This is a genomic window from Rhodococcus sp. UFZ-B548 (assembly GCF_903819475.1).
Classification (GTDB): Bacteria; Actinomycetota; Actinomycetes; order Mycobacteriales; family Mycobacteriaceae; genus Rhodococcus_F; species Rhodococcus_F erythropolis.
Genome location: NZ_CAIJDS010000014.1, coordinates 102,584 through 123,568, shown reverse-complemented (window position 1 = coordinate 123,568; position 20,985 = coordinate 102,584). Strand labels below are relative to the sequence as shown.

The window sequence follows — 20,985 nt, the reverse complement described above, 5'->3', positions numbered from 1 at the left end:
ACTTCTGGATTCGAAATTTCCGGCTCCGCCCCCGGTGCCCCCCCGATAACTGTGCACGGGCGGATATTAGCCCAGTCGGTAGGTTTCAGAAGGGCCAAGGGCGATCACTTTGCAGCAGTGAATGCAATCTCCGAGATGGATGTCTGGTTTTGTCCGGATTCGGTGCTGAGCTGCGTAATCCAAACCAGGACATACTGACCCGAGCCGTCCGACGAGAGCGGAATGTCGGTCACACCGTTCTTCAGTACACCGGATCCGATTTCCTTGGTCTGATCCAGCGAAGTGTTCGCAGAAGGGGCAGAACGGATTTCAACGACGGTTCCGGGCGAATCGGACGTGATCGCAATGTTTTTCAGGTTGGCCGCATCGGCGAGCGTCACCATCAGGCCGACGCCGTTCTTCAGGGACGGGAAGGGCTGGAAGTACGAGTCCGACGACCATGCGGTGGCCGGATTGCCGTCGATGGCGTTCTTCGCCGTTGCGGGCTGATCAGGCGTGCCCTGGGGTGAGAACACCGTTACGGCCGAGGCGGCTACCGGCACCGTTGCCGCCGCCGGTGCGGGGGCAGGTGAATTGTTCTCGGGCGCAGTAGCTTCGGTAGTCAGGCCGAAACTCTGCTCGCTGAGCGGGGTGTCGTTACTGCCGCCCGAGAGGAAGCTCGCTACCCACACCACAAGGAGAATCAGGACGATCACGGTGAAGACACCGAGCGCCGTCAGTGCCGCGAGCATCCGCGTCGACTTCTTCTTCTCGGCCTCGATGGCTTCGGGGTCGTTCAGTGCGTGACCCGACGCTCCCTGTTCGCGGTGGCCGAGACGAAGTGCCGGAATCATTTCCGTCTTGTCGTTGACGACGGACGCCTGATCGAGAATGTGCTGCACGGTGGCAGCAGTGCGGATTCCACTCTCCGACTGCAACGCTCGAACTGCCACGGCCGAGATGTCGAACGGGACCTCCGGACGGACGACCCGAGGTTCGACGATGTTGCCGTCGGCGCCGCGGCCGGCGGGAAGCAAACCACCGACGGGACCGGCGGACGGATCGGCGAGCGGCCAGCGCGCCGTGATGAGCGAGTACAGCATGGCGCCGAGACCGCGGACGTCGCTGGTGGAATCGGCGTCGGCAAGCGTCGCCGGGAACGCCAGTACGGCGTCACCGTTGATGCTGATGCGAACGCGGTCCGGGTGATCGATGGACAGCGCGCCGCCGGTGCGGTGAGCAGCTTCGGCAGCGGCCGCGAGGGCGCGGATGGCGCGGGCTGCACCGATCGGTGACGGCGTGGTCTCGGCCATCTCACGCAGCGAGCGGCCGGGAGTCCATTCGGCGACGACGATGCCGCCCGAACTTCCGCGGACGACGTCGAGGACGCGAGCCAGACCGGGCGAGTTGATCCTTCCCAGGCGCAGTGTGCGCGAGAGAACCGCCTGCGGTCCGGACTGGCTGTCGTCGTCACCGCGCTGATCGGCGTCGACGAACGTCAGGGCTACTTCACGGTCGAGCTTGACGTCGAGAGCTTCCCAGAACTGCAGTCCGCGGGTTCCGCCGTGCGGCGCGAGCAGACGGTAGCGTCCGCCGGCGACAGAGGCGCCCGGGATGAGCTTGGGTCCACGGGGCATCGGTCGCTGGGCCGGTCGTGCTGCGGATCCGGCGGCAGGTGTGCGAGGCGCAGCGGGCGGCGGTGTCTGAGCTGCAGCCGTCTTCTGAGGTTCGGGTGCCTTCTTGTCCGAAGCAGGCGTCTTCGACGCGGGTGTCTTCGACACGGGAGCCGAAGGTGTCTTCGACACACTGACCGGAGGCACCGGCGGTGCGGCCTTCTGCACCGGCGGCTGTGGCTTCTGGCCCTGCTGTGGCTTCTGGACCGGCCGCTGCGCGGGCTGCTGTGGCCTCTGACCCTGCTGTGGCTTCTGGCCGGCAGATGCGGAGGAACTCGTGGATGCAGGTGTGCCCGACGATGCCGTTGACTTCTGTTCGGACGCTTTCACGGCAGAAGTCCCGGCACTCTTGTTGCCGGAAACGTTGTCGTCGCTCACCCTCGCTCCTTCTCCATCGATAGCCCGTCCCCGAATACGCGCGGGTTGCGATCCTGTACGCCCATGACCAGGGTACGGGAGCGCACCCGGTCGTTCTTGCTCGTTTGATTCCGTTCTGATTGCAGGAATCAGCTCGGTGACGTCGTCGTCGGTGTTGTTACGTGTGTCCGGTTCGGCGCGACCTGTCAGTGAACGAATCTTGCGGGAGACCGCAACCGTTACCGACAGAACTTCCGGAACCTTCTTGAAGTAGAGAATCGTGAAGGTGATCGCGAGCATCAGGATGCCGCCGACGGCGACGCGAACCATCGAGCCGGGTCCGCCGAAACGCTCGGTGAGTTGATCGAATCCGAGGACGCGGTCGACCGCGAGCATGGTCAGCGAACCGGCCAGCGAGGCGAGTACGACGGACCAGACTGTCTTGCCCACGTTGGCCATCTGCAGGTTTCCGAGGCTGCGGTGCAGGAGGTATCCGCCGATGACGGCGCCGGTGATGTATCCGAGACCGTTGGCCGCACCGAGCAGGATCACGACCTGATCGCTGTTGGAGGCGAAGACCGGAGCGAGCGCCGAGAAAGCGATCTTCACTGCAGTGATGCCGAGAACGATCCACGTCGGCGTCCAGGCTTGTTCGCGGGCGTAGAACACACGAAGTTGGATCAGGACCAGCGCGTACGGAATCAACGTGAATGCCGACCAGCTCACGGCAGTGCCGAGACGTTCGGCCTGTTCGGGTCCGAAGCGGCCGTAACCGTAGAGCGCTTCACCGACCTGCGGACCCATGAAGGTCAGGAACATGATGATCGGAACCAGCGTGATCATGGTCAGACGTGTCGCGACCGACAGATCGTCCACGACGGCCGGGGTGTCGTCGGCCGCAGCGTTGCGGCTCAGGCGCGGCATGATCGCGGTCAGAACCGTCACTCCGAGCACGCCGTACGGGAGCTGCAGGAGCAACCAGGCCTGGCTGTAGATGGCAGGGCCGGCTTCGTCGGCATGTGAGGAAATCTTGGTCGCGAAGATCATGCCCATCTGGCTGATCAGGACGTACAAGACGATGGCGACGGCCATGCCGCCGAACTGGCGCAGGCGATCGTCGAGACCCCACAGCGGCTTGAGCGAGATCTTCTCGCGGCGAAGCGCGGGGATCAGGCTGGCTGCCTGCACGATGACGCCGATGGTGATGCCGATGCCGAGGGTGAGCAGCTTGGCGTCGCCCATCGAGACCGGATCAAGCGAGATCTCGCCCGGAGTCAGGCGGTAGACCACGAGCACCACGAGGACGACGACGTTGTTGAGTACAGGAGCCCAGGCTCCGGGCTTGAAGATCTGCCTGGTGTTCAGAAACGCTGTGAACAGTGCCGACAGCCCGTAGAACAGGATCGCCGGCAGAAGTAGATACGACAGCGCCGTGGTCAGGTCGGTGCTGACCTTGCCGTCTTCGGACAGGAAGACGTATTTGGTGAGTACGGGTGCTGCCAGGGTCGCGAGTAGCGCGGCCATGCCCAGTAGGACGAGCGACGCCGTGAAGAGGCGTCGGACAAATGCTTCGCCGTGATCGGCGTCCTCCCGCTCGGCGCGGACCAGCACTGGGACGACGATCGCGGTCAGAACGGCGCCCAAGACGAGCTCCGCGATCATGTTCGGGATCTGGCTGGCCACGGTGAACGAACTGGCGATGGCCGGGCCGAGGACCATCAGGATCATCAACTGCTTGGCGAATCCCGTGATGCGGCTCGTCAGCGTCGCGATCGCGATGGAACCCGTCGCCGCGAGGAGGCGGGAGTTCGTCTCCTTACGATCACCGACCAGGGCGTGCGCGTCGGTATCGAACTCGTCCGACTTTGTCGCCTGCCGATCGGCGAATTCCATCTCGGCTTCGCGATATCTGGGATAGTCGCGGATCACCGGGATGGTCATGGTGGGTGCGTCGTCGAAACGTGCGTCGGGGTTGACCGGCTGAATCGGGTAGCCGCGCTCCCACGGTGGCATCCGAGGATGCGAACGGGTCGTGGCACTCTTGCGGGTGATCGCCGAGCGGCGACCCTCCTCGGGTGGATTCCCGGTCATGAGCGTTCGTACCCTTCATCTGCTGGGTCCGGCTGACCCTTGAATCGATGCCACAGCCGTCGCCCTGCCAGGAACAGCAGCAACCCTCCCGCTGTCGCCGTCACGGCGGCCAGGGGACGACCGTACGCATTCGACCGTACGGTCACGCTGGTCGGCGTACCCAATTGGCGGCCATCTGTCGTGGTCAGCGAGAAGTTGACTTCCAGCTTGCGAGAATCGTTCATTTCGGCGGGCACAGTCAACTGTCGGCTACCTCGCGGTGGCAGCTGTTTGGGACCGATGTCACTGATCTGCATCTCGGGAGGGGCTTCCACACGCAGGTCGACGTTGATGGCGATGGGCAGCTCGTTGCGCGCCACCAGCAGGAGCGGGCTCTGCCCCGACGCGAGGGTGTAGACGCCGCCCGGAGACACCACGCTGACGGCCCGGTACATCCCGTCGACGGCTTCGGTGACGTTGTCGGCGCGGATGGTCGCAGCGCGCTCCGCCCGATTGACCGATGCGGAGTCGACGTTGCGGCGATCCGCCAAGGTCATCGAGCGAAGTAGATCTTCGCGGAGCGGTGCCGTGAATCCTCGGGGGGTGAGCGAAGCCGCCGGATCGTCCACGAGCGATGCTTCGAGCCCGTCGATACGCGGAAGTTGGGTGGTTGCGGTCTCGACGACGGACGTCTGCGGACCGTCCTGGGTGGCTCGGTCCGGGTAGTCGAGCGTGGCGGCGTCAGTGGCCCCCGGTTGTCTGCCGAGTAGTGCGGGCAGGGCCTGAGGTGAGGCGAGACCGGAGCGAATGAGGGTCGCGAGCATCGAGAGCACGGCGGTGGCGTCGTTGCTGTCCGCGGTCCACAGTTGCGGCGGCGCGAAGATCTGATTGCGCGGCAGAGAAGTCGGCGTCAGCGCGGCCCACGCCATCGCTCCCAGCGCGTCCTGGCGCCGGGCGCTGCGCGATTCGATGTCGATGGTCGGCGCGGTGTCGTCGGGGATGTACGACGGGACCTGCGGCTCCGAGCCGGTGGCGGCCAAGGCTGCGGCTGCCGAAGTGTCGAACGCAAGCGCGTCGAGTGAGCCGGTTATCCGCGACGACAGTTGCGGGGCTGCCGAGTCGACGGAGGTGTCAGCCACCATCGCTGTGGTGGGATTCACGCTCAGCACCTCTGCGGTGGCCGAGTCGAGGACACCCGAATCCGGCCAGACGAAATCTCGCAGTGACGTCACGCCGAGGATGTTGTCGACGATGTCTGCCGGGCGTGCGAGCGCGGTAGCCGTCAACTCCGGATTGGCCACCGAGGTGACTGCGGCGAGATCGGCCTGGGCGAACGGAACCGCCGTAGTGCACATCGAGGAGGCGAGGGTCTTCACCCGGCCGAGCCATTGGTTGGCGGCGTCGCTGCCACGGCCTTCGTGCGACGGTCCGGTGGGATCTGACGAGTTGTCGGCCACGAGGTATCCGCGAGTCATGTTCTCGACGGTGATCAGAAGGTCGGGGTCGATTGCCAGGCAGAGCGCATCCGTGACGCGGCGATCGGTATCGCTCTCGGGCTTGGTGGCGTTCTCCACCGCATCGACCAACGCGTCCAGGCGCCCGCCGTCGGAAAGTTCGGTGGCAAGTTCGTCGTCGATCAGGCGCACGGGCTCGTTGACCGCGCCCGGGATTCCGCCGACGAGTCGTGGCGCGTCGGCCAGCGGCCACATGAGCGTGACGCCGATCGGGGCGGACGTGTCGGGGGGAACGACGGCCGTCGCGGACGAACTGGGTGTTCCGGATGTGGCGTTCGATTCGGCCGCGGCCGGCACACCGAGCACTGGGAGCAGGAAGCGTGCGTCGTCGAGTCGGGCGGCCCCGCCGTATTCCGGGGTGCCGTTCACGTTGACGAGCATCGGGTAGACGCCCGGTTCGGTGATGTCGAGAGACAACCCGGTTGTGCTCCGGAGCGGCAAGGTGAGTGTGAACTGCTTGGACTGGCCGGTGTCGAGGGTGGTGGCAACGGTGTCGAATTCGCCGACCGTGTCGAAAACAGCCTGGTCGAAATCGAGTGCTGCGCGCACGTCGGAACTGGAGTCGATCGCGGGAGCGCGTTGCAGCCTCACTCCGACGTCCTCGACGGGACGGTCACCGACGTTCTTCACCGTGCCCTTGACCACGACGTTGCGGTCGCTGGTTGTCGTCACGGTGGTCGGTGCGGTGGAGTCGATGGTCAGCTGCAGAAATTTGGCATCGTTGGTGTTTCGCGCCGGTGCACGCTCACTGGGCTGGCTGGACGGAGCGGCCCAGGAGACGGCCGTCGTCGCGGGCCCGAAACCGACAGCGGCCATCACCAAAGCGGCCACACCGGCCCGCCGCAGAGCCATTCTCATCCGGCGTCCGGTTCCTTCGGGTGCTGTACTCGCGGGATTTCAGGTCGGTGCATTTCAGGTCGCGGCATTTCGGCGATCATCTGCGATGCAAGTTCGGCCAGCTTGCGCTCGTCGGCGTATGCGAGTCGCTTGTGCAGTTCCGTCAGCGGCACCCAGGCGACTTCGGTGACCTCGATGTCCTCGTCGGAGAGTTCACCGCCGAGAAAGCGGAGGAGATAGTGGTGCACGGTCTTGTGGACGCGTCGACCTTCGGTCACGAACCAGTAGTCGATGCTGCCCAGCGGTGCCAGGACGGTTCCCTGGATACCGGTTTCTTCTTCGACCTCACGCATTGCGGTCTGTTCGGCCGTCTCACCTTGCTCGATATGGCCCTTGGGTAGCGACCAGAGCAGGCGTCCGCGGCGGTCGGTTCGGCCGATCAGTGCAGCGCAGAGGCGTTCGGGAGGTCCGCCCCAGCCGTCGACGACCAAGCCGCCCGCAGACGTTTCACGGACGGTTCGCATCAAAGGTTTATCGGGGTTGCCGACGGCAGGTCGACGCCGCGGGTTGCGGCGACTCCTGTTTGTTCGTTCGGCACCAGACACCTCATCGATACTAGTTGGCCTTGCAGCGTTGCCCGGTAACCCGCGCAAAGCGGTCTATCGCGTTCGTATGCGCGTTCTGCTATTTGCGCACCTTAAGTAAGCTCCTTTCACGTGACTGTCCCTACCTCCGACGCTGATCGCCGCCTACGACTGCTTGCCGACGCCACTGCAACGCTCGGCACGTTGTCCGACGTGTTGAACCCGCTCGGTGAGCGTTTTGCCGAGGCCGGTCACGAGCTGTTCCTGGTGGGTGGCAGTGTTCGCGACGCGATCCTGGGCCGCTTCAGTGGCGATCTGGACTTCACGACGGACGCCAGGCCGGAGAAGGTTCAGGCTCTGCTCAAGGGCTGGGTGGACAAGCAGTGGGACACCGGCATCGAGTTCGGGACCATCAGCGCCATCAAGCACGGCCAGGAGATCGAGATCACGACCTTCCGGGCCGACGCTTACGACCGTGTCTCACGTAATCCGATAGTCGAGTACGGAACGACGTTGGCCGACGATCTGGTGCGCCGCGATTTCACCGTCAACGCGATGGCGATGAAGATCGGCGCGGACGGTTCCTACACGTTTGTCGATCCGCTGAACGGCATGGACGCCCTGCTGGCCGGAGAACTCGATACGCCGTCGGCGCCGGAGAACTCGTTCAACGACGATCCGCTGCGGATGCTGCGCGCAGCCAGGTTCGTCTCGCAGCTTGGTTTCACGTTGAACAATCGTGTTTTCGAGGCCATCAAGGAGATGGCGTCGCAGATCGAGCGGATCACCGCCGAGCGTGTGCAGGTGGAGCTGAACAAAATGATGCTGGGCATGTACCCGGTGGACGGCATCAACATGATGGTCGACTCCGGACTGGCTGCATACGTGCTGCCCGAGGTTCCGCAGATGAAGCTCGAGATCGACGAGCATCACCAACACAAGGACGTCTACCAGCACTCCCTCACCGTGCTCCAGCAGGCGATCGACCTCGAAGAAGGCGATCCCGATCTCGTATTGCGTTGGGCTGCACTGCTTCACGACATCGGCAAGCCGGACACCAAGCGCAACGAACCGGGCGGCGGCGTCAGCTTCCACCACCACGAGGTGGTTGGCGCCAAGCTGGTGCGCAAGCGCATGCGTGCCTTGAAATTCTCGAAGCAGATGGTCGACGACGTTTCGCAACTCGTGTTCCTGCACTTGCGTTTTCACGGCTACGGCAAGGGGCAGTGGACCGACTCCGCGGTGCGGCGGTACGTCACCGACGCGGGCGAGCTGCTCCCCCGGCTGCACAAGCTCGTCCGGGCCGACTGCACCACGCGTAACAAGCGCCGCGCCGCGCAGTTGCAGGCCACGTACGACGACATCGAAGAGCGGATTGCGCGCATCGCGGAGCAGGAAGACCTCGCTCGCGTGCGTCCGGACCTCGACGGCAACGCCATCATGGAACTGCTCGGCATCCCGGCCGGCCCGCAGGTGGGCAAGGCATGGACGTTCCTCAAGGAACTACGTCTGGATCGCGGCCCGCTCGAACGTGACGAGGCCGAAGCCGAACTGCTGAAGTGGTGGGCTACCCAGCAGGGTTAGTTTCTCGTTTCTTGCGGTTGATCAGCACCGCTGACAATCCGGCGGCATAGACACCCGCGCCGGCAAGGGCCAGGCCGACGCTCTTGCCGTCGGGTGCGATCACCGTCGACGCTGCCGCGATCGCACCGATGAACGCGACGTTGAACACGGTGTCCTGCAAGGCGAATACCTGGCCACGACGGTCGTCGTCGATGTCGATCTGCATGGCCGCGTCGCCGCTGAGTTTCACGGACTGCCCGGCGATGCCGAGCAGGAAGGCGGCGATCAGCAGCGATCCCTGCGTCAGGGTGGTCACGAAGACGAGCTGGACGGCCACCGCGCACACCAGGGCGTACGTGATCGTCCGTGAGCGACCGATCCGCGGGATGAGGAACGGTGTGATCAATGCCGCGATCAGCATTCCGATGGCCGTTGCGCCGACGGCGACGCCGAATCCGGCCATCCCTCCAGGTAATTGGGAGCCGTTCGAGGTGTCGCGTAGGACCAGCACCATGATGAGGGTGTTGATGCCGAAGCAGATGCGGTGCGCTCCGATCCCGATCATTGCCGTGGTGACGCCAGGCGCCTCCCAGACAGCGGTTGCCCCGGTGCGCAGTCCGGTCGTTACCGAACGGACGGCGCTGGCACGAGTCACTTCGTCGGCCACTGGACCAAGTGAGCGGGCGGTGAACCTGGCCGCGGCGAGGGCTGCGATCACCGATCCCAGTGCTGCGATGGCCACGGCGGCGCCTGACGCTCGATCCCCCGCGCCGATCACGCCGATGATCGCCACCGCTGCCGAAGCACCAAGAGCGGCTACCACCGAACCAGCCGTTGTGAGAACGGAATTGGTTGCCACCAGCCACGATTGTCGGACGACCTTCGGCAGGGATGCGGATACGCCTGCCCCGACAAAGCGGCTGACCCCGATCGCAGCAAGCGCACACGTCAACAACAGAGTGTCACCGCCGCCGGCGACCAGCAGCACCGCGGTGGTCAGGATGAAGAGCCCGCGGAGCACGCTCGCCCACAGGAGCACCAGGCGGCGGTCCCAACGATCCAGCAGAGCGCCGGCAAAGGGGCCGATCACCGAATAGGGAAGGAGCAGTACGGCAAAGCCGGCCGCTATCGCCACCGGATCGGTTTCGCGTTCCGGGTTGAAGAGGATTGCGCCGCCGAGCGCGGCCTGGAACATTCCGTCGCCGAACTGGCTGGAAAAGCGGACGAGCGCCAGCCTTCCCAGGCCGGGTGATTCACGCAGGGTGTGCAGTACGCGCTGCCAGGCCTCGCGGCGGTTCGAGGCTCGGTTCATAAGCGGAAACTGTAGTGGGTGGGTCAGGCGCCGATTTTGACGGTGGCCCGCTCGAGGATCGGCGCGATGTCGATCCCCCTCGGCAGGGTTCCGAACACGCTCCCCCAGCTATTTCCGAGCCGACTCGCGCAGAACGCGTCCGCCACCGCGGGGTGCCCGTAGCGGAGCAGCAGCGAGGCTTGCAGTGCGAGTGCCATGTCACCGACGATCTTTCGCGCCCGGTATTCGATGTCGTCGAAATCGCCGAATGCCGCCTCGAGATCCCGCACTGCCTGATCGAAGCGGGCGTCCACGCCACTCGCTTGTTTCAGTTCGTCGAAGAACACCTGCAGCGTTTCGGGTTGCTTCGCCATCGCCCGCAGTGTGTCGAGCGCCGCGACGTTGCCCGACCCTTCCCACACCGAGAGCAGCGGAGCCTCGCGATAGAGGCGCGGCATCCGGGATTCCTCCACGTATCCGTTTCCGCCCAGACACTCGAGTGCCTCGGCAGCGTGGATCGGTCCGCGCTTGCAGACGAAGTACTTGCTCACGGCCAATGAAATGCGTCGTAGTGCGCCCGCGTGGGCATCGCCCGACGTTGCGCGGTCGGTCAGCGCGGCCAGCCACATCGCGACGGTAGTCGACGCTTCCGATTCCACCGCCAGATCTGCGAGAACATTGCGCATCAAAGGTTGGTCGATCAGGTTGGCGCCGAACGCACTTCGATGATTCGCATGGTGAACTGCCTGCAGCGTGCCGACGCGCATGCCGGTGGCCGTGCCGATCGTGCAGTCCAACCTGGTCATGTTGACCATCTCGATGATGGTGCGCACGCCCCGGCCTTCCTCGCCCACCATCCACGCGAGAGCGTCGCGGTATTCGACCTCGCTGCTCGCGTTGGAATGATTTCCCAACTTGTCCTTCAGACGCTGCAGGTACATGTTGTTGAGCGAGCCGTCTGGCAGGACCCGAGGAAGGAAGAAGCACGACAGACCGCCCGGCGCCTGGGCGAGGACGAGGAACACGTCCGACATCGGTGCGGAGGTGAACCACTTGTGGCCTGTCAGGAGATAGCTACCGTCGGATTGTGGCACTGCCCTTGTGGTTCCGGCACGCACGTCCGAACCGCCCTGTTTTTCCGTCATCGACATTCCGGCGATCAATCCGGGTTTGGTGAGGGGAGCTTTCAGCGCCGAATCGTAGTGGCGGGTGGTCAGGAGGGGTTCGTACTGAGCGGCAAGATCCGCGTTGTGCCGCAGCGCTGGGATCACGGCGTACGTCATGGAGATGGGGCAGCCGTGGCCGGCGTCGGTTTGACCCCACACGGCCATCTTCGCGGCGCGGACGAGGTGTGCGTGTGGATTCGGGTCAGCCCACGGAGCGCCGTGCAGTCCCAATTCCACTGCGGTGCTCATGAGTCGGTGATAGGCAGGGTCGTAGCGGACCTCGTCGATGCGGTTGCCGTAGCGGTCGTGGGTTCTCAGGACAGGTGGGTGCTCCTCGGCCAGGTCGCCCCACTCCTGAGCTTGCGCGCTGCCGGCGCGGACCCCGACGCGATGAACCTCTTCGGCTGCGTCCGAAGCTCCCTCGCGGTGTAGTGCCTCGAGGATCGGCGCGTATTCGGCTGCGTCGTAATCGATCAGGGGCGGAACCTGATTGGTGACTTCATGCGTGGGTGTCATCGAAACTCCCTAACGATCGAAGGGTGAAGGCGAGGATGGCGTCGATCGCAGTGGGATCCGTGGTGCCGCCGCGCAGCGGAAGGATCAGGGCCTCGCCGATTGCCCCGACGATGCACGCTGCCGTCAGAGTGGCGTCCTGCGACGGTATCTCACCGGTGTCGACTGCCGAGCGGATTGCGGTGGCCAGGCAATCGCGGAACGATTCGCGAAACATGAGTCGCTGTTCGTCGACGAGTGGATCCACCGGTTCCACCAGCAGTGCATAGGCGAGAACCGGTGCACGCATGGCACGTTCGGCGAAGGTGCGAACCGACGCCGATACCGCGGAGCGGTGGTTGCCTTCCAGACTTCGGGCATTGTCTCCGGCGTCCCGGGCCGCGGATACCTCACGGCTGCAGACTGATTGGAACACTTCGGCGAACAATTCACCCTTGCCGTCGAAATTTCGATACAGCGTCCCGGTGGCGACGCCGGCGTTCTTGGCCACCGCGGCGATGGAACACCCCGCATAACCGTGGGTTGCCACTGCCGACGTGGCGGCCTCGAGCAGTCGGGCGCGTTGGGCGTCCAGTCTTTCTTGTACTGCCGGAGTGCGGCGATAGGCCATGTGAAGAAGTGAACACCCGTTCCGTTCTTGCGTCAAGAGTTGACTGGCGCAGAACGGCGACGCGGCTACTGGTGCATCGTTGAACTTTTACACGCAAACTCCGTGGGTGAGCATTTCGATCAGCCCGTCGGCCGCCTTTCGAAACGGTTCTTCGGATTGGGCAGCACGAGCGAGGACGTAAGCACCTTGCCGCACTGCGAGAATGGTGGCGGCGAGAGCTTCGATGTTCGCATCGGGACGGATTTCACCGTTGCTGCGCCCGTCTTCGAGTGTGGACGCAATGTTCTGTTGAATCCACACGAACATGGTCTGGATCGGTGCTCGCAACTCGTCGTTGGATGCGACCTCAGTGTCTTGGACCAATCTCCCGAGCCGACACCCTCGGAGGACGTGTTCGTCGATCGTGAGGAAGGCGGCGATCTTGTCGACGGTCGTCTGGCCGGAGCTGAGTCGCTCGTTGATTTGCGTTTGCAGTTCGCGTCCCATGAGATGTTCCGCGGCGACCGCCAGGTCCGCTTTCCCTTGGAAGTGGTGGTACATGCTGCCTTGCCCGACGTCAGCCATTTCCTGTACGGCGCGTGGGCTGGTTCCGGAGTAGCCACGCTCCCACAACAGTTCTTGCATGCTTGCGATCAGCCGTTCCGCGCTACCCATGAAGACATTGTACCTATGGGTATGTACAGTCTCTGTGAAAGCTGTTGTACTTGCAGGTACAGAAATTCCGGAGACGGGGGCCTCCTATGGGTACGAGCAACATCTCTGCTGACAGCTCGGTCGGCGACTCAGTGTCTGACGAAACGAAAAATGCTGCACCAGTGAGTGATTCAAGTGTTCAGGCGCTGGCACTGACTGCGGTTTGTCTTGGATTCTTGATGATCCTGTTGGACGGTAGCGCTCTCAACATCGCGTTACCGGCAATCGAACGCGACATCGGTGGCTCCATTGCCGCGTTGCAATGGTTGGTGAACATCTACACGATTCCTCTGGCCAGCCTGTTGCTCACAGCGGGAGTTCTGGCGGACCGAGTCGGTTCTCGCAGTGTCTACCTGTGGTCGTTGGGCGGCTTCACGGCGGCTTCTCTGTTGTGCGCCATCAGCCCGAACCTGGTTGTGCTGGCGGCATTTCGTTGCCTGCAGGGTATCGCTGCTGCCGGACTTCTTCCAACGACACTGGCGATCATTGCACGCACCTATCCGGATCCGATCGCGCGTGCCAAGGCAATCACGATTTGGGGAGCAACGGGCGGAATCGCATTGGTCGCAGGACCGATCGGAGGAGGCTTGCTCACCGAGTTCATCGGTTGGCGCTCGATCTTCTTCGTCAATGTTCCCATCGGCGTAATAGCCCTCTGGCTGTGCTGGCGGCATGTCCGTGAAACCGCGACGCGCGATGCGGAATCCTATGACGTTCCCGGGCAGGTCCTCGGCATCGCCGGACTTGCCCTCCTGGTAGCCGGTTTGATCGAAGGCGGCTCCCGCGGGTGGGGTGATCCGTTGGCGCTGGCGTTGCTACTCGGATGTGTGCCAGCGCTCGTCGGGTTCTTCGTCGTCGAGGGCCGGACCCGGCATCCGGTTCTGCCGCTGTCGATCTTCCGTAAGCCGGCGTTCTCTGCATCCATAGCGAACGGATTCGCCTTCCAATTCGGGGCTTACGGCATGCAATTCATGCTCGCGATATTCATCCAGTCCTACTGGGGCTCTTCAGCGCTGCGGACAGGACTGTTCTTTCTGCCGTTTGCAGTGTTGTGGACGTTCGGAACGCTGGTCCTCAATCGCGTGTGGGCAGGTCGCGGTATGTGCTGGCTCCTGACTGTCGGTGCTTCCACTGCTGCGATCGGCGCGCTCCTGTGCACCGCGATCGGGGACAGCGATACCTGGCCTGTGGTGATGGCGGGGACCGCCCTCGTCGGTCTCGGGTGTGGTGTGTTCGGCCCCAGCTGCAATGGAGCGGCCATGGCAGTGATCGACAAATCGTTCGCCGGACTTGCCTCGGGGGTACTGAATACCTCCCGTCAAACGGGCATGGCGATCGGCGTCGCGGCCCTGGGCATCGCTCTGAGTGCGTCGAACTCCGTTGGTGGGGCACGCATCGGGATGATCTTCGTTGCAGCGTGTTTCGTGGCCATCGTCGCTCTCAGTCGACGCTATCTCACGCAGATCTGAGTGATGCCCGGCCCACCGCCAGATTCAGGCAGCAGCGGTGCGAGCCTGTTCCGCGCGCCACCACGCGACGGTCTCTTCGGCGGCCTGATCGAGCGGCGTCGGCGAGAGTCCGAGCAGCACTTCGCTGGCACTCGAGTCCATGACAAACGGCTTGGTGAACTGGTAGTTCATCTCCGCGAGTTCGCGGCTGTCGGTGTTGATCTTGCCGGCGGCGTCGAGCACCCAGGCGGGCAGGACACCCACCTTGGCGGGGGTCGCCCCGGCGGCTCGGGCGAAGGCCTCGGCGATTTTGCGCTGAGTGAGCGCGGGGCCGGTGGGTGCGTGGATGACGGAGTTCCAGAGTTCGGGGTTGTGTGCTGCTGCGATCATCGCCGCCGCGAGATCGGGGATGTAGGTGAAGGAGTGCGGCTGGTCTGCGGAACCGATGACACGAATCTTCTTACCTGCCATGACCTTCGGAACCATGCGCTCGCCGGCGTGGGCGGTGCGGACGCGGGGGCCGAAGAAGTCCGAGGCCACGACGCTGACGGTGGGTGTTGCGGAGGCCTCGCGAGCACGCAGCAGCGCGGTGCGCACTCCGCGCTTGCCGCCGGTGGCGTTGCGTGGATCGGATTCGGTCATCAGGGTGTCGGAGTTGTAGGCGTAGAGGCTTTCGGGGAAGACCACGACGGCTCCGATGGATGCGGCTGCGTCGAGCACAACCTTCTCGGCCGCCGGGAGTTCCCGCTCCCAATCGGCTGCGTTGTAGGCGGCGTGGATGCAGTGGTAGATGGCCGTGGCGCCCTCGCTGACCGAGCGCAGGGCCTCGGAATCCGAGACGTCGACGCGTCGGCGGTCGATCAGCGGGTGCTCGGGCCCGCTGCCGGACCTGGTCAGGAGCCGGACGTTGATTCCCTGCTCGGCGAGCTGTAGCGCGACGGCGGATCCGACGGGTCCTGCTCCGGTGACGATTTCGAGGTTCGACATGGTGTGCTCCTTCTCGTTTCGGGTGAACTGAGAGCACTGCTCTCGTTTTCAAGAATGCACCCGCGTCTCAGTGCTGTCAAGAGCAGTGCTCTCTTTTGTTGATAGTGCTCTCGGTCATGGGGCAAGATGGACTCATGGTTGGGACTCCCCGTGAGCGGGCGCGCGAACAGACGCTGCAGGACATCACCCGGATCGGGCGCGAGCATCTTGCTGCCGTCGGCGCCGCCGCGTTGTCCTTGAGGGCCGTCGCGCGTGATCTGGGAGTCGTGTCCTCAGCGGTGTACCGCTACGTCGCCAGTCGTGACGAACTGCTGACCTTGCTGGTGGTGGACGGGTACACGGAACTGGGCGCGGAAGTGGACTCCGCCGTGAATGCCGTTGCAGCAGAAGATTTTCGCGGACAGTTCATTGCTCTCGGGCGTGCCGTCCGGAGTTGGGCGATCCGGGAGCCGGCTCGATACGGATTGCTGTTCGGCAGCCCCGTCCCCGGTTACGACGCTCCGGGCGAGCAGACCACCGGCCCTGGCACCCTCGTCGTGACCCGGCTGATCGGGATCATCGACGCCGCCCATCGCGCGGGTGCACTCACGGTGCGAGAGGGCCCGGACCTGAGTGACACGCTGGCAACGGACCTCGAGGGAGTGCGGAAAGAACTGGGCACCGAACTGCCGCCGGATGCCGCGGTGCGCGCAACTCTCGTCTGGGTATCGCTGTTCGGTTCGGTGAACTTCGAGGTGTTCGGGCAGTACGGAAGCGATACGTTCACCGATGCGAGTGAGATTTTCGAGCGGCATCTGGCACTACTTGCCGATGTGGCGGGTCTGACCTGAACACGCCTGTGTCTCGTTCCTCCGCACGCAGTTGTCGGTGAGATGATGTCTTTGTGGCGCACGCAGAAGAACCCGAGGATCGAATGGCCTGGATAGAACCGGAGGTTCGTCCGGGCAGTTTGTTGGTGTCATCGACCGACCTCACGGAACCCGCATTTCGCCGCACCGTCATCTACATGATCGAGCACAACGACGCCGGGAGCCTTGGCGTCATCGTCAATCGGCCGAGTGAGACGGCCGTGCAGAACGTGTTGCCGCAGTGGTCACCGCTGACCGCGCATCCTTCGGCCCTGTACATCGGTGGACCCGTCAAGCGTGACTCCGCGCTCTGCCTGGGGATCGCTCGCAACGGTGCACGAATCGACGGCGTCGCCGGCCTGCGGCGGGTGGACGGCAAAGTTGTCATGGTGGATCTGGACTCGGACCCGGAGGTCATCGCTCCTCTGGTCGAAGGGATCCGCATTTTTGCCGGTTACTCGGGTTGGACTCTGGGCCAGCTGGATTCGGAGCTCGAACGTGAAGACTGGATGGTGATCAGCTCACTGCCGTCCGATGTGCTGACGCCGCCCCGAGTCGATGTCTGGGCACGGGTGCTACGACGCCAACCGCTCCCCGTGGCAATGCTGGCCAGCCATCCCATCGAAGTGGAACGAAACTGATCTGTCGGAGGTCGATGATATTCCTGTGTCATCGTTTTCGAGAGAGGTGGCAGCAATGATCGCTGAGCGTCAGATCCAGTGCGCGGATTGTGTTTCGGATGTCGATCACTGCCACGATTCTTTGCTGCGACATGCGGACGGATCACTCGAATGCACCGGCGTGAACTGCGTCGACCTGGCATCGAGTCGCCATGCGTTGTCCATCGATTGTGCTGAACTGCAGGGCGGTTGTGGCTGCGTCGACGCGACCCGAGGCGAGTTGCTCGCTAGCTGACGCTCACCGGATCCCGATTCGCGAAGCGTTGCGCCATCGCAGCACAGACGATCAGTTGGATCTGATGGAAGATCATCAGCGGCAACACGATCAGGCCGACGGGCTGGCCCGCAAACAGCACAGCCGCCATCGGTAGGCCTGTCGCCAAGGACTTCTTCGACCCGCAGAAGATGATGACGATCTGATCGGGAAGGTCGAACCCGAGCTTGCGCCCCGCGAGAGTGGTCACGCCGAGAACCAGCGCGAGGATCAGGCAGCACACGATTGTGAGGATCACGATCTGCCAGATCGTGATGGTGCTCCAGATCCCCTCTTTCATGCTCTCGCTGAAGGCGGCGAAGACAACGAGGAGGATCGATCCGCGATCGACGTACTTGGTGGGCTCGGCATACTTCTGCAGCCATCCGATCACCAGCGGGCGGATCAGCTGGCCCACGATGAACGGGATCAGCAGCTGCACGACGATGTCGAGGATCGACGAGAGGTCGACCGTCGCCTGGCCCGTTGTATTCATCAGCAGAACCACCAGCAACGGGGTGACGAAGACGCCGATCAGGTTGGAGAACGACGCACTGACAATCGCGCCGGCGACGTTTCCCTTTGCGATCGAAGTGAACGCGATCGACGACTGAACCGTCGACGGAACGAGGCACATGTAGAGGATGCCGGTGTAGAGCTCGTCGCTGATCAGGGTCGGCGACAGGAATCGCAGCGCAAGGCCGATCAGCGGGAAGAGCACAAACGTCGCGGCAAGGACGACAGTGTGCAGTCGCCAGTGCTTGACGCCCTTCCAGGCTTCCTGCGGCGAGAGCCGTGCACCGTAGAGCAGGAACAGGAAGCCGATGGCGATCTTGGTGGCCCAGTTCAGAATGCTCTCCGCGGTACCCGATACCGGGAACACACTTCCGAGCACGCCGGCGATGATGATGCCGAGGATGAACCCGTCGATGTAGAACCTACTGAGAAACTTCACCTGGCTAAGGATAACGGCGTGCGTCGACGGGCTCTCGAGCCCCACGGAGGTTGAAGCCCATCACGGCCAGGCACAGCAGCGTCCCGACGAGCGACAGTTCGATGATGGCTGTCTGCATTCCCTGGATGGTGATGGCGATACCCGCGATGATCGACGGGATCGCCAGTCCCGCGTAGCTGACGGTGAAGAATGCCGCCAGAACTCCGCCGTGGCTCTCGCGGGCGTGGATTCGGGCGGCGGCGTTGACGCGTTTCATGCCGCCGGCAAACGCCAGACCGTGCCCGGCGCCGACCACCACGGTGATGACGCCCAGCAGCGCAAGGCTCGGTACGAGGTCGACCACGAGTAGGCCGATCATTCCTAGAGCGAGGATTCCCAGGCCGGCGGTGACGGACGTCCGCGGGTCCATACGACTCCCGCCGAGCTGCGCGATCACCGAGCAGATCATGACCAGTGCAGCGGCCCCGCCGCCGAGTAGGAGGTTGTCGATGTTCAGCAGGCTGGTCATCCACGACGGGACCACCGACTGGAAGAGTCCGACAGCGCCCCACGACAGCGCGACGGCGAGCGAGCTGAGCCAGAACGTCTCTCGAATGGTGGCGGGAACATGCGGCATCTGGAAGAACCGCTTCGGGCGTGTGATGTCCCCGATCCGCGGCAGTAGCAGCAACACGATCAGTGCCGGGATGAACGCGACGAGGAAGATCAGATACGGCAACCGCAGCGGTTGCGGAAGGTACTGGGCGATCGCACCGGACACGAGTGGTCCGAGTGCACCACCCAACGCGCCCGTCACCGTCGATACGAGCGCTGCCCGTCGGTGATCGAAATTCGGTTCCTGCTCCACCAACGCGGCGCTGCCCGCCGCACTGGCCGCGCCCACCGCGATTCCCTGAGCAACGCGTCCGACGAACAACCACACCGTCGCGTCGGCGAATGCCAGAACGAGCGTGCCGACGACGCTCAGCGCGAGTGCAGTCAGAAGCACGGTGCGTCGGCCGAGGGCGTCGGACAGCGGTCCGAAGAACAGCAACGCCGGAACGAGGCCGGCGACGTAGACGCCGTAGATGAGCGTCTGGATGGTTGGCGTGAATCCGAACTCGGTCCGATACAGCCCGTAGACGGAGGTGGGCATGTTCGCGCCCAAGAGGATCACGGTGAGGACGTAGCCCACGCCGTAGAAGTGTCGATTGGTGCGGCGTGTGCGTTCTTCGGTGGCGACAGCTGTGGCGGACGTGGGAAGCCCCTCCTGATGACAGAGTTCGAAAATACATGGGTCGTCCTACGTATCGTAGGTGAGTGGAATGATCGTCGCGAATGCTGTGAGGATGAGTAGATGACCGTTGTTCGCAAGGAGTCCGCGTACGAGCAATCCCTCGATTGGATGCGCGCGCAGATCTCCGACGGCGCCTGGACCGTCGGGAACCGTGTTCCCACCGAGCCGGAACTGATGAGTGTTCTCGGCGTCGGCCGGAACACCGTGCGCGAAGCGATCAAGACACTGACGTCGACGGGAGTCCTGGAGATCCGTCGAGGATCAGGGACCTTCGTGCGCGCTCGGACCGACATCGGCGGACTGCTCGGCAAACACGCGTCCGTCGACGAGATGAAATACGTCTTCGAAGTGCGTCGTGCGCTCGAGATGGAAGCGGTCCGGTTGGCGTGTGAGCGTCGCAGCGACGACGACGTTCGGATACTTCGTGAACTGGCCGCCAAGCGTGATGTCCCAGCGGAGAACTTCGTCGACGTCGATCTCGCGTTTCACATTGCCGTTGTCGATGCCGCCCACAATCCCGTGCTGAAAGATCTGTTTGCCGGAATCCTCGAAACAGTTCGAGCCACCTACGAGGTGACCGAAGGGGTGCATCCGCCGTCGCTGACGTCTTCGCATCATCAGGGAGTTGCCGAAGCCATCGCCGAGCGCGATGTCATCAAAGCCAGGGCGGCGGCATGCGGGTATCTCGAGAAGACTCAGGAAGCGATCGGTTCAGGCTCGGCGGTTAGCGAGTCCGGGCGTCGGACAATCGATTGAGTGACCCGGCGATGTCTTCGGCTTCGGGTGTCGTGATCGTGAGTCGGTCGCCACAAGCGAACGTGATGACCACCGCTGGTCCGGTGCGGGTGACGACGCCGTAGTTGCGACGACCCTTGGTCTTGAGTCCCCAGCCGCCGAAGTCCGCGAACGGTTTGATCTCCGCGATGTCAGCTCCGACAACTTCGTCTATGTCGTAGGTCATCGCAGCCATCCCCATGTTGATCACCCGGATCCCCCGTTCGTCGACGATCACCCGGAAGCGAACCAAGCTGACGACAAGCAGGCCGAGTGCCCCGAAGATGAACAGCGGCCAGAGTGACCGCGTCGCCAACGCCATGACGACTCCGGGCGCCAGAGTGATCGCAGTGAGGATCACCGACCCCTTGGTGCTGAATCCGACGTCGTCGGAGATGGGGAGAGCGCAGCGGCTTCGCGGCAACCCGGCCGAGGGTTCGATCGTGGCAAGAGTGCGGACGCGGTAGTCACGCAGGAATGAGGCGCCGATCCACCCCAGCACCCCGCCGATGGCAAAGCCGACACCGATAGACCACAGCGGGAGTGACGTCGTGGATGGATCGGTGACATCGAGTTGGGTGTAGAGCAAAGCGAAGTTCACTGTCGTGATGAGCCCGACCACGCTCAGCCCGACAACCAACATGAATCGGCGCATCATCAGCATCGCGGGAGCAAGAGCAGCAATCGCACTCAGGCCGCCACCGAAGAGCAGCGTCAGAAGTGCAATGGTCCAGGCGTTGGCCGACGGGGTGGAGAATCCGTCCGGCGAGGTGGTGGTCCAGTGAGTCGCGATCTGTTCCGGGAGGCGGGGCTCCCAAATTTTTGTCAGGACGAAGCCGAAGACCGCACACAACAGCGGAACGACTAGCCCGAATACGACCCCGGCCGGGTCGACCACGCGATGTTTCACGTGA

The 20,985-nt window shown here is 63.7% G+C and carries 16 protein-coding genes; 5 read left to right on the top strand and 11 right to left on the bottom strand.

Going from position 1 to position 20,985, the window contains the following annotated elements; genetic code table 11:
- Positions 1–104: 104 nt before the first annotated feature.
- From H7C86_RS14850 to H7C86_RS14840, 3 genes are read right to left on the bottom strand one after another with little or no spacing between them, the layout of a single operon-like run.
- Positions 105–4,100, bottom strand: a complete 3,996-nt coding sequence (locus H7C86_RS14850; protein ID WP_182261748.1) for a lipid II flippase MurJ — start codon at positions 4,098–4,100, stop codon at positions 105–107.
- Entirely contained in the window at positions 4,097–6,451 is a 2,355-nt protein-coding gene (locus tag H7C86_RS14845; RefSeq protein ID WP_020909854.1) for a DUF6049 family protein, read from the bottom strand. The genes H7C86_RS14850 and H7C86_RS14845 overlap by 4 nt, the downstream gene beginning before the upstream one ends.
- Positions 6,448–7,035 (bottom strand): NUDIX hydrolase, encoded by a 588-nt coding sequence (locus tag H7C86_RS14840; protein WP_019746192.1) that lies wholly within the window; start codon positions 7,033–7,035, stop codon positions 6,448–6,450. Before H7C86_RS14840 ends, H7C86_RS14845 begins: the two co-directional genes overlap by 4 nt.
- Positions 7,036–7,146: 111 nt before the next feature.
- Between H7C86_RS14840 and H7C86_RS14835 the strand changes: the two genes are divergently transcribed.
- Positions 7,147–8,598, top strand: coding sequence for a CCA tRNA nucleotidyltransferase (locus tag H7C86_RS14835; RefSeq protein ID WP_029256806.1), 1,452 nt, complete (start codon positions 7,147–7,149; stop codon positions 8,596–8,598).
- On the opposite strand, the gene H7C86_RS14830 is transcribed toward H7C86_RS14835, so the two are convergent.
- From H7C86_RS14830 to H7C86_RS14815, 4 genes are all read right to left on the bottom strand, one after another.
- The gene (locus H7C86_RS14830; protein ID WP_182261747.1) at positions 8,582–9,889 is read right to left on the bottom strand and encodes an MFS transporter; all 1,308 of its coding nucleotides are present in this window, start codon (positions 9,887–9,889) and stop codon (positions 8,582–8,584) included. The two genes, H7C86_RS14835 and H7C86_RS14830, sit on opposite strands and share 17 nt — an antisense overlap.
- Positions 9,890–9,912: 23 nt before the next feature.
- The gene (locus H7C86_RS14825) at positions 9,913–11,550 is read right to left on the bottom strand and encodes an acyl-CoA dehydrogenase family protein (RefSeq protein WP_080909383.1); all 1,638 of its coding nucleotides are present in this window, start codon (positions 11,548–11,550) and stop codon (positions 9,913–9,915) included.
- Complete coding sequence (locus H7C86_RS14820; protein ID WP_182261746.1) at positions 11,534–12,157, bottom strand: TetR/AcrR family transcriptional regulator; 624 nt, start codon at positions 12,155–12,157, stop codon at positions 11,534–11,536. The genes H7C86_RS14825 and H7C86_RS14820 overlap by 17 nt, the downstream gene beginning before the upstream one ends.
- 87 nt (positions 12,158–12,244) lie before the next feature.
- Positions 12,245–12,811, bottom strand: a complete 567-nt coding sequence (locus H7C86_RS14815) for a TetR/AcrR family transcriptional regulator (protein WP_020909849.1) — start codon at positions 12,809–12,811, stop codon at positions 12,245–12,247.
- A 161-nt stretch (positions 12,812–12,972) separates the two neighbouring features.
- On the opposite strand from H7C86_RS14815, the gene H7C86_RS14810 reads away from it, so the two are divergent.
- The gene (locus tag H7C86_RS14810) at positions 12,973–14,319 is read left to right on the top strand and encodes an MFS transporter (protein ID WP_259349127.1); all 1,347 of its coding nucleotides are present in this window, start codon (positions 12,973–12,975) and stop codon (positions 14,317–14,319) included.
- 24 nt (positions 14,320–14,343) lie between these two features.
- Here H7C86_RS14810 and H7C86_RS14805 read toward each other — a convergent pair whose 3' ends face one another.
- A complete protein-coding gene (locus H7C86_RS14805; RefSeq protein ID WP_182261744.1) occupies positions 14,344–15,285 on the bottom strand; it encodes an NAD-dependent epimerase/dehydratase family protein in 942 nt (313 codons plus the stop codon).
- A gap of 134 nt (positions 15,286–15,419) precedes the next feature.
- On the opposite strand from H7C86_RS14805, the gene H7C86_RS14800 reads away from it, so the two are divergent.
- Both H7C86_RS14800 and H7C86_RS14795 read left to right on the top strand, forming a co-directional pair.
- Entirely contained in the window at positions 15,420–16,115 is a 696-nt protein-coding gene (locus tag H7C86_RS14800) for a TetR/AcrR family transcriptional regulator (RefSeq protein WP_042953485.1), read from the top strand.
- Between the two features lie 53 nt (positions 16,116–16,168).
- On the top strand, positions 16,169–16,774 hold the full coding sequence (locus H7C86_RS14795; protein WP_020909845.1) for a YqgE/AlgH family protein: 606 nt from the start codon (positions 16,169–16,171) through the stop codon (positions 16,772–16,774).
- A 266-nt stretch (positions 16,775–17,040) separates the two neighbouring features.
- Here the strand turns inward: H7C86_RS14795 and H7C86_RS14790 are convergent, their stop codons facing one another.
- Entirely contained in the window at positions 17,041–18,021 is a 981-nt protein-coding gene (locus H7C86_RS14790) for a bile acid:sodium symporter family protein (RefSeq protein ID WP_182261743.1), read from the bottom strand.
- A 4-nt stretch (positions 18,022–18,025) separates the two neighbouring features.
- A complete protein-coding gene (locus H7C86_RS14785) occupies positions 18,026–19,195 on the bottom strand; it encodes an MFS transporter (protein ID WP_182261742.1) in 1,170 nt (389 codons plus the stop codon).
- 162 nt (positions 19,196–19,357) lie between these two features.
- Between H7C86_RS14785 and H7C86_RS14780 the strand changes: the two genes are divergently transcribed.
- Positions 19,358–20,053, top strand: a complete 696-nt coding sequence (locus tag H7C86_RS14780) for a FadR/GntR family transcriptional regulator (RefSeq protein WP_182261741.1) — start codon at positions 19,358–19,360, stop codon at positions 20,051–20,053.
- Here the strand turns inward: H7C86_RS14780 and H7C86_RS14775 are convergent.
- A complete protein-coding gene (locus H7C86_RS14775; RefSeq protein ID WP_259349126.1) occupies positions 20,022–20,981 on the bottom strand; it encodes a DUF1648 domain-containing protein in 960 nt (319 codons plus the stop codon). The genes H7C86_RS14780 and H7C86_RS14775 overlap by 32 nt on opposite strands.
- Positions 20,982–20,985 lie beyond the last annotated feature (4 nt).

Bases quoted from the DNA above. Each gene is read 5' to 3' on its own strand.
- H7C86_RS14850 (WP_182261748.1), bottom strand. From the start codon at position 4,100: ATGACCGGGAATCCACCCGAGGAGGGTCGCCGCTCGGCGATCACCCGC.
- H7C86_RS14845 (WP_020909854.1), bottom strand. From the start codon at position 6,451: ATGAGAATGGCTCTGCGGCGGGCCGGTGTGGCCGCTTTGGTGATGGCC.
- H7C86_RS14830 (WP_182261747.1), bottom strand. From the start codon at position 9,889: ATGAACCGAGCCTCGAACCGCCGCGAGGCCTGGCAGCGCGTACTGCAC.
- H7C86_RS14825 (WP_080909383.1), bottom strand. From the start codon at position 11,550: ATGACACCCACGCATGAAGTCACCAATCAGGTTCCGCCCCTGATCGAT.
- H7C86_RS14820 (WP_182261746.1), bottom strand. From the start codon at position 12,157: ATGGCCTATCGCCGCACTCCGGCAGTACAAGAAAGACTGGACGCCCAA.
- H7C86_RS14815 (WP_020909849.1), bottom strand. From the start codon at position 12,811: ATGGGTAGCGCGGAACGGCTGATCGCAAGCATGCAAGAACTGTTGTGG.
- H7C86_RS14805 (WP_182261744.1), bottom strand. From the start codon at position 15,285: ATGTCGAACCTCGAAATCGTCACCGGAGCAGGACCCGTCGGATCCGCC.
- H7C86_RS14800 (WP_042953485.1), top strand. From the start codon at position 15,420: ATGGTTGGGACTCCCCGTGAGCGGGCGCGCGAACAGACGCTGCAGGAC.
- H7C86_RS14780 (WP_182261741.1), top strand. From the start codon at position 19,358: ATGACCGTTGTTCGCAAGGAGTCCGCGTACGAGCAATCCCTCGATTGG.